General features: G+C 67.4%; 8 protein-coding genes. 3 read left to right on the plus strand and 5 right to left on the minus strand.

Features of this window, described 5'->3' with window-relative positions:
* Positions 1-173: 173 nt before the first annotated feature.
* From ACFWMR_RS41625 to ACFWMR_RS41635, 3 genes are all read right to left on the minus strand, one after another.
* Positions 174-1,559, minus strand: a complete 1,386-nt coding sequence (locus ACFWMR_RS41625) for a cellulose binding domain-containing protein (protein ID WP_378382383.1) — start codon at positions 1,557-1,559, stop codon at positions 174-176.
* Between the two features lie 12 nt (positions 1,560-1,571).
* On the minus strand, positions 1,572-3,221 hold the full coding sequence (locus tag ACFWMR_RS41630) for a glycosyl hydrolase family 18 protein (protein WP_093939393.1): 1,650 nt from the start codon (positions 3,219-3,221) through the stop codon (positions 1,572-1,574).
* A gap of 262 nt (positions 3,222-3,483) precedes the next feature.
* Entirely contained in the window at positions 3,484-3,915 is a 432-nt protein-coding gene (locus ACFWMR_RS41635; RefSeq protein ID WP_378382384.1) for an RpiB/LacA/LacB family sugar-phosphate isomerase, read from the minus strand.
* A 61-nt stretch (positions 3,916-3,976) separates the two neighbouring features.
* Between ACFWMR_RS41635 and ACFWMR_RS41640 the strand changes: the two genes are divergently transcribed.
* A complete protein-coding gene (locus ACFWMR_RS41640; RefSeq protein WP_093939394.1) occupies positions 3,977-4,606 on the plus strand; it encodes a TetR/AcrR family transcriptional regulator in 630 nt (209 codons plus the stop codon).
* Positions 4,607-4,657: 51 nt separating this feature from the next.
* Here the strand turns inward: ACFWMR_RS41640 and ACFWMR_RS41645 are convergent, their stop codons facing one another.
* Together ACFWMR_RS41645 and ACFWMR_RS41650 are read right to left on the minus strand one after the other, a co-directional pair.
* Positions 4,658-5,176 (minus strand): DM13 domain-containing protein, encoded by a 519-nt coding sequence (locus tag ACFWMR_RS41645; protein ID WP_378382385.1) that lies wholly within the window; start codon positions 5,174-5,176, stop codon positions 4,658-4,660.
* Between the two features lie 59 nt (positions 5,177-5,235).
* Positions 5,236-6,261: a medium chain dehydrogenase/reductase family protein gene (locus ACFWMR_RS41650; RefSeq protein WP_093939390.1), complete on the minus strand. Its 1,026-nt coding sequence runs from the start codon at positions 6,259-6,261 to the stop codon at positions 5,236-5,238.
* A 169-nt stretch (positions 6,262-6,430) separates the two neighbouring features.
* Between ACFWMR_RS41650 and ACFWMR_RS41655 the strand changes: the two genes are divergently transcribed.
* Both ACFWMR_RS41655 and ACFWMR_RS41660 read left to right on the plus strand, forming a co-directional pair.
* Entirely contained in the window at positions 6,431-7,297 is an 867-nt protein-coding gene (locus tag ACFWMR_RS41655; RefSeq protein WP_378382386.1) for a bile acid:sodium symporter family protein, read from the plus strand.
* 14 nt (positions 7,298-7,311) lie between these two features.
* Positions 7,312-8,112: an alpha/beta fold hydrolase gene (locus ACFWMR_RS41660; protein WP_378382387.1), complete on the plus strand. Its 801-nt coding sequence runs from the start codon at positions 7,312-7,314 to the stop codon at positions 8,110-8,112.
* Positions 8,113-8,173 lie beyond the last annotated feature (61 nt).

The raw sequence follows: 8,173 nt of genomic DNA on the forward strand, positions 1-8,173 counted from the left end.
CCCCTGTGCGAGCACCTCTGCGGCGGTGCCCCGAATGTGGCATTGGGGACACTGGACGTCCCCAATGCCACATTCGGGGCATGCCCCGCAGGGGCACACCCCTGCGGGACGCGCAAAGGAGCGGGCCCGCACCGTGCAGCATCGGTGCGGGCCCGCGGTTCGGGGAAGGGACGTCAGAAGCCCGCGGTGATCCGCGTGAAGTCCCAGTCGTTCTGTGCGATACCACTGCAGTTCTCGGCGACGCCGCCACCGGGACAAGGCCGGTCGCGGTTGGCCGACCAGAAAGCGAGCCTGGCGGTCTTGTTCGTCTTGGACCAGTTGGTGATCTTGGTCCAGGCGTCGAGACTCGTCAGCTCCTGCTGGTCCGAAAGGCCGTTCATGCCACTGATGCCCAGGTGGCCGTACGCCGTGGCGTCGTCCCACCCGAAGGCCGACTTCAGTTTGTCCCGCAAGCCGTTCGCGGCCTTGATGGTGTTGCCGTACATGTCCGCGCCGCCGCCGAAGTCGAACGGCATGATCGTGTAGACGTCGACACCGGCGTTCAGCGCCTTCGACTGGTCGATGAGCCGGTTGCCCCAGGAGTTCGGGCCACTGGTCGTCGTGCCGAAGGTGAGAATGGTCTGGATACCGGGGTTCTTCGCCTTCACGATCTTGAGCGCGTTGAGGACGCGGTCCTGCACGGTCGCGTTCTCGAACTCGTCGGTGTTCTCGATGTCGATGTCGATCGCCTTGAGACCGTAGGCGTCGATCACCTTCTGGTAGGCGCCGGCGAGCAGTTCCGGCGTCGAGCAGTTCGGGCCGAGCTTGTTGCCGCTCCACCCGCCGAAGGACGGCACGATCTGCCCGCCCGCGGCCTTGATCTGCGCGATCGCGTTCGCGTCGGGGCCGCCCTGCAACGGACGGCTGCCGTCCCACGCGGGGTTGCAGCCGTTCGAAGCCAGCACGAAAGCCAGGGTGAACCACTTGATCCCGGTCGCGTTCATGACCGTCTGCGGGTTCGGCGGGTTGCCCCAGCCCATGTACAGATACGGCGCGCCACGACCGCCGGGCAGCGGCGGGTTGCTCGTGGTGGTCGTCGGCGGGTTCGACGTCGACGTGGTCGTGGTCGGGGAGGACGTGGTGGTGGTCGGCGTCGTGGTCGGACCGCCACCGCCCGGATCACAGGAACCGCCGTTGATCTTGCAGTTCGCCGGGGCGACGTAGCTCCCGGAGTACTTGACGTTGAACCCGAAACTGGTGCTGCCCCCGGTGCCGAGGTTGCCGTTCCAGGTGTTCTTCACCGTCACGTGCTGGCCGGAGGCCGTGTAACTGCCGTCCCACAGCGAAGCGATCGAATGTCCCGCTGGCAGGTCGAATTCGACCGTCCACGTGGGAAGACTCGATCCCGAGTTGTTGCTGATCGTGTACTTGCCCTCCCAGCCTGAGCCCCAATCGGAGCCCTTGCTGAAGGCGGCGCCGACGCCGCCGGCCGCGGAGGCCGGCGCGATCACGAGGACCGCGCCGGCCGTTGCGGCAGCGGCGGCCAGGCCGACGGCCTGGATCCAAGTCCGCTTAGCCACTTCTCAAACCTCTCAGTTCAGGCCATTCCGCATGGCCGTGACCAGTTCACCGTTGCCGGTGTCACCACTGAGCTCCCAGAAGAACGCGCCGCCGAGACCCTGGTTCTTGGTCCAGCCCATCTTCGAGTTGATGGTCGCGGGAGTGTCGTAGCTCCACCAGTTGTTGCCGCACTTCGCGTACGCGGTGCCCGCGATAGTGCCCGTCGACGGGCAGCTGTTCTTCAGGACCTTGTAGTCCTCGATGCCCGCTTCGTACGTGCCCGGTGCCGCACCGGTCGCGGTGCCGCCCGGGGCGTCCTGTGTGACGCCGGTCCAGCCTCGGCCGTAGAAACCGATACCCAGCAACAGTTTGCTCGCCGGAACACCCTTGGCCTTGAGCTTCTGGATGGCCTCGTCGGAGTTGAAGCCCTGCTGCGGGATGCCCGGGTACGCGGTCAGCGGCGAGTGCGGGGCCGTCGGACCCTGCGCCGCCCAGGCGCCGAAGAAGTCGTACGTCATGACGTTGTACCAGTCGAGGTACGCCGAGGCGGGGCCGTAGTCGGCGAGGTCGAGCTTGCCGCCGCTGCTGGCGTCCGCGGTGATCGCGGCGGTGACCAGGAACGAGGAACCGAACTTGGTGCGCAGCGCCTGAGCCACGTTCTTGATCGCGGCGGGGCCGCTGGTGTCACAGGTGAGACCGCAGGCGTTCGGGTACTCCCAGTCGATGTCGATGCCGTCGAAGACGTCGGCCCAGCGCGGGTCCTTGATCAGCTTGTAGCAGGACTCCGCGAAAGCGGTCGGGTTCTTCGAAGCCTGGCCGAAGCCGCCGGACCAGGTCCAGCCACCGAACGACCACAGCACCTTCAGGCCCGGGTACATCTTCTTCAGCTTGCGCAGCTGGTTGAAGTTACCGCGGATCGCGCCCGCGTCCCACGAGTCCGCGACACCGTCCACACTGGACCCGGCGTCGTAGAACTTGTCGTAGTCGGCGTAGGTGTCGTCGTTCGCCGTGCAGGAACCGTTCGTGACGTTGCCGAACGCGTAGTTGATGTGCGTCAGCTTCGCCGCGGAACCAGAAGTGTGAATGTTCTTCACGTGGTAGTTACGGCCGTAGACGCCCCACTGCACGAAGTAGCCGAGGTTCTTCTTCGCGCCCGGGTTCGGGTTCGAAGTCGTCGTGGTCGGCGGGTTGCTCGTGGTGGTCGTCGTGGGCGGGTTCGACGTCGTGGGGTTGGACGTCGTGCTCGTGGGCGGGTTGCTCGTCGTCGGGGTGCCCCCACCCGGATCGCAAGAGCCGCCGTTGATCTTGCAGTTCGCGGGCGCGGTGTAGGCGCCGGAGTACTTGACGTTGAAGCCGAAACTGACGGAGGCGCCGTTGGAAACGTTGCCGTTCCAGGTGTTCTTGACGGTCACGTGCTGGCCGGAGGCGGTGTAGCTGCCATCCCACAGCGAGGCGATCGAGTGGCCTGCCGCGAGGTCGAACTCGAGTGTCCAGGAGGTGAGGGCCGATCCCGAGTTGTTCGTGATCGTGTACTTGCCTTCCCAGCCGGACCCCCAGTCCGAACCCTTGGTCAGGGTGGCTCCGACCCCGCCCGCCGCGTTCGCCGGCACGGTCACCAGACCGACAGCCAGCGCCGCGACGGCCGTGAACAGGCCGACCAGATGCCATCTCTTTCTTGACATTTCACTCCTTACAACACGGTGCAGGGAAATGATCTTGGAGAGGGATTTCGTCAGTGCGAAATCGGCGACATCGCGTTGCCGCGGCCGAAACCGGGCAGGCGGGGATGCGTCTTCATCGACCACCTCCATGCGGAACGCTTTGTTGCGGGAGACGGTACGTGGTCTGGACCAATATGGGAAGTGTCACTACGCAGAGTGGTGATTTTCCTGCGAACGGCCTAATACGTTCGACAGCGTTAACCGTTCACAGGTTCGGTGCCGCTCATCGACGGAATTGGTCCATTTCGCCGAGCCGGGCGATATTCGCCGATTCGTCGGCGTCCGGCGCGATACCGGAAAGGAACACCTCGGTGATTTCGACGGCGACGTCGGGGGAGAGCCGTTTGAGACTCAGTGCCAGCACGTTCGCGTCGTTCCATTTGCGCGCGCCCGCGGCGATCCAGGCGTCCCAGGCCAGCGCCGCACGCACGCCGGGGACCTTGTTGGCCGCGATGGCCGTACCCGTCCCGGTCCAGCACATCACCACGCCGAAGTCGGCTTCGCCGTCGGCGACCGCCTTGCCCACCGCCGCGCCGAGTTCCGGCCAGAGTTCCGACGCCGCCGGGTGGATCACCTCGTGACCGGCTTCGGCCAGGAAGGCCTGAACGGCGTCCGTGGTGGCGTTCCGGTCGTCGGCGGAGAAGGCGATCCTCATGTCCGGGATCGTAACGCCGCGTCGACAGGTGACGAACCGGAAGTCATGGGAGGATCACGTCGTGGACTCGTCTGCGGAGGAGCGCCAGGTCCAACGTGACCAGGAGATCGCCAGGACACGGATTCTCGACACCGCCGCCCGTCTCATCGGCGAGGCAGGGTTCGCGCGGCTCAAGATCGGCATGATCTGCGCCAGGACGGGCTATCCGAGCGGCGTCGTCTACCAGCTGTTCGGCTCGAAGGAGACGCTGGTGCAGCGGCTCGTCGAGTTCGCCGCGGAGAAGTTCGCCGACGCCTTCAGTGCCGCGGTCGCCACCCGCACCGGCGGGCTGACCCCCGCTCCGATGGACATGCTGCGCGCGTTGCTGGACATCTTCTTCGAGCTGCTCACCGACATGCCGCCGCTGAACCGGGCTTTCGTGGTGCTCTGGACGGACGCGACCGTCGGCGATCCGGCGGTGCGGTCGGCGATGACCGAGGCCGATCGCCGGTACCGGTTCGCCATCGCGCAGACCGTCGCCGCCGGGATCGCCGACGGCTCCATCTCCGGTGTCCGCGACCCGGACGCGTACGCGGCGGCGCTGGTCGGCCAGCTGCGGGGGATCGCGGTGGCCGCGATCATCGATCCCGGCGGAATCGACCTGCGCGCCGTCCGCGCGGAGATGGAATACGCCGTGGACAGGCTCGCCTAGCCCGGGCCCCGCCCCGCCGCCACCCTCAACGGACAGGCTTCGCCTGACTGGTCAGACCTTGGCCAGCTTGGCCGCGCCGAACGAGACGTCGAACCGGTCGCACCAGATGCTGACACTCGAATAGCGGGCCAGATCGGTGCCCGCGGGCAGGATGTAGTTCTGGCTTCCCTTGTTGCCCTTGAGTTTCCCTGCGCTCACGTGCGCGCCGTCGTCGAACACGAACCAGCCGTCCTTGCCGGGGAGCACCGGCGCGTCGCTCAGCAGGACCCGCAGGTCCGGGCCGTTGCTCGTGTCGAGATTCTCCAGGCGCAGCACCAGGGATCCGTCTTCCGCGCGGATGATCCGGACGCCGCCGCTGGTCTCGTGTTCGTGGCTGATCAATTCCCCGGTCGCCACGATCATGGGCTTTTTCGGGGCGGGCGCGGCACTTTCGGTGACCTGTGCCACCGGAAGCGCCTCTTGGACCGTTTCGTTCACCCAGAGCTTCCAGGGCTGGAACCAGTAGAGGCCCGCGGCCACCGCCACCACCAGTCCGGCCGCCACGACGGCGAGCACCCGCTTGCGTTTCATGGGGGTCATTCAACTGCGCGAACCGTCCGGATCGCCGGGTTCGCGCGGTTACCGAACCCTTACGGCGTGAGCACCACCTTGCCCGCGACCGTGCCGGATTCGGCCAGCCGCAGGGCTTCCGCGACCCGGCTCAACGGCAGCCGCGCCGCGACCTGTGCGGTGATCGTGCCGTCCTTCAGCGCGGCGAAGACCTGGGTGAGGTCTTCGCGTAGACGGGCGCGGAACCGGTTCTTGGCGAAGGACCGTCCCGCCCAGACGTTGAAGAAGTACGCGTTGCGGCCGTTCGGGAGGCTGTTCCACAGCATCACGCGGGCGAGGATCTTGAGTACGGGCAGCTGCTTGGAGCCCTCGTCGTCGCGGGTCGCGGCGCTGCCGTAGGAGACGAGCGTGCCGCCGCGGGCGAGCAGCTTCCACGACGCGGGCACGCTGGCGCCGCCGACGTGGTCGAAGACGGCGTCGACACCTTCGGGTGCGAGCTCGCGGACACGCGCGGAGATGTCCTCGGTGCGGTAGTCGATCGGCGTGACTCCCAGGCGCCGCAACGCTTCGTGGTGCCGCTTCGACGCGGTACCGATCACCCGGACACCCGCCTGCGCGGCGAGCTGGACCAGCAGCGAGCCGACCCCGCCGTTCGCGCCGTGGACCAGGATCGTCTGCCCGGCGCGCACCCGGGCCTTGCGGTGCAGCATCTGCCAGGCGGTGATGCCGTTGACCACCGCGGTCTCGGCCTCCTCCGCGCCGAGGCCGTCCGGGACGGGCACGACGTCGGCGGCGTCGAGGACGACGTGGCTGGCCCAGCTCCCGACCTTCGTCAGCGCGGCGATCCGGCGGCCGGCGAGTCCGCGGTCGACCCCGTCGCCGGTGGTCAGCACCGTGCCGACCAGGTCGTAGCCGGGGACGAAGGGGAAAGGCGGCTGGTCGTAGTACTTGCCGCGGCGCATCTGCTGCTCGGCGAAGGAGACTCCGGTCGCCTCCATCGCGACCACGACCTGGCCGGGGCCGGGTGCGGGGAGCGGGCGTTCCCGCAGCTCCAGGCCTTCCGGCTCGACCTTGCCCGGCAGTACGACCTCGGTCAGCGTGTTCATCTCGATCTCCCTGAGTGCTTATCGTGTGCGTTATAGCTTGTAACTATAGTGAGCACTGCTCTCGGAAAAGTCAAGCCGGGTCACGTCTGGGTTTCGGTGCCTTGACCGGCTTCTCGCCGCTTGACACGATTTGCGAACTGAAAAGGGCATATCGGACGGAGGCCCCGCGATGGGTTCGGCGATGTTCTCGATCCTCTTGCCCGTCGCGCTGGCGCTCGTCATGTTCGGGCTGGGGCTGACCCTGACCGTCGCCGACTTCACGCGGGTGCTGAAGTACCCGAAGGCCGCCGTCATCGCGTTGGTGTGCCAGATGATCGTGCTGCCCGTGATCTGCCTCGGCCTGATCCTGCTGTTCGGCCTCGGTGGCGTGCTCGCGGTCGGGATGATGCTGCTCGTCGCCTCACCCGGCGGGACTTCGGCGAACCTGTTCAGTCACCTCGCGGGCGGCGACGTCGCCCTCAATGTCACGCTCACGGCGATCAACTCCGTGCTGGCCGTGTTCACGCTGCCGCTGGTGGTCGGCCTGTCGATGGCCGGGTTCCTCGACGGTGGTGCCTCGGTCGGGCTCCAGCCCGCGAAGTTCGTGCAGGTGTTCGCGATCGTGCTGATCCCGGTCGTGATCGGGATGGCGGTGCGGAGCAGGTTCACCGGCTGGGCCGAGCGGATGCGCAAACCGGTCAAGATCGGCTCCGCCGTGGTGCTCGTGCTGGTGATCGCGGCCGCGATCGCGCAGGAGTTCCGGACCCTGGTGGACAACATCGGCACACTCGGACCGGTGGCGCTGGCGCTTTCCTTGCTCAGCCTCGCGATCGGGTATTACGTACCGCGGCTGTTCCGGGTGGACCGCGGGCAGTCGATCGCGTCCGCCATGGAGATCGGCGTCCACAACGCCACCCTCGCGATCGCCGTGGCGATCTCCGTCCTCGGCGACAAGACGATGGCCGTGCCCGCCGGGATCTACGGCGTGCTCATGTTCTTCCCCGCCGGGATCGCGGCGTGGCTGTTGTCCCGCAGCAAGGAGACCGCGCGGGTCTGAGTTACGTTGGGAGCGTGCGGCGTTCCCCCATCGGCGACATCCTCGACGTGAACGGTGTCGCCGTCCACGTCCGTCAGGACGGCGCCGGGCCGCCGGTGCTGTTGCTGCACGGGTATTGCGGTTCGGTGCACTGGTTCGACCGGCTTACCCCCGGTCTGTCCGCCGCGCACCGCGTGATCCGGGTGGATCTGCTGGGCCACGGGTGCACCGGCGGCTCGTCCGGACTCGACCCGGTGTCGCAGGCGCGAATGCTGGCAGGTGTGCTCGACACGCTGGACGTCGAGGACGTTCTGGTCGCCGGTCATTCCTTCGGCGCCGACGTCGCACTGGCCTTGGCCGGGATCTCGCCGCGCGTCGGGTCCTTGGTGCTGATCGGGCAGGCTCCCGACTACAGCTACGCGTCTTTTCCGCCCGGTAGCCCGGTTCTGCTGCCGATGGTCAGCTCTCTCGTGCGGCTGATCGCCCATCGGCGGTGGGTCCGGTTCGCCGCCCGGTTCCGCCGGGTGAGCTGGTTCGACGATCCCTTGCAGGATTTGGTGGACCACGCCGTCACCGCGCCCGCGATGGCGCGGGTGGTGCTCGTGGACCGTGCGCGGCGACTCGCGTTCAGTCCTCTCGATGCGCAGGTGGCGGCTTTAGGGCTGCCGTGCCTGGTGATTCTCGGGCGGCGGGACCGCTTTTACGACTGTGACAAGACTTTCGCCCGGTATTCGGCGGTGGGGGCCCGGGTCGAGGTCGTGGAAGGTGCCGGGCATTCGCCGTTCTTGGAGCGGCCGGGCGAGGTGGCCCGGCTCTTGCGCGAGTTCAGGGCCTAGCGGTCGGACCAGTGCTTGTTTGCCGTACATGAAGGCCCCCTTCCTTGCGCTGGGCGCAAGG

Origin of the sequence: Amycolatopsis thailandensis, from assembly GCF_042723255.1 — a bacterium.
GTDB classification, from domain to species: Bacteria; Actinomycetota; Actinomycetes; order Mycobacteriales; family Pseudonocardiaceae; genus Amycolatopsis; species Amycolatopsis thailandensis.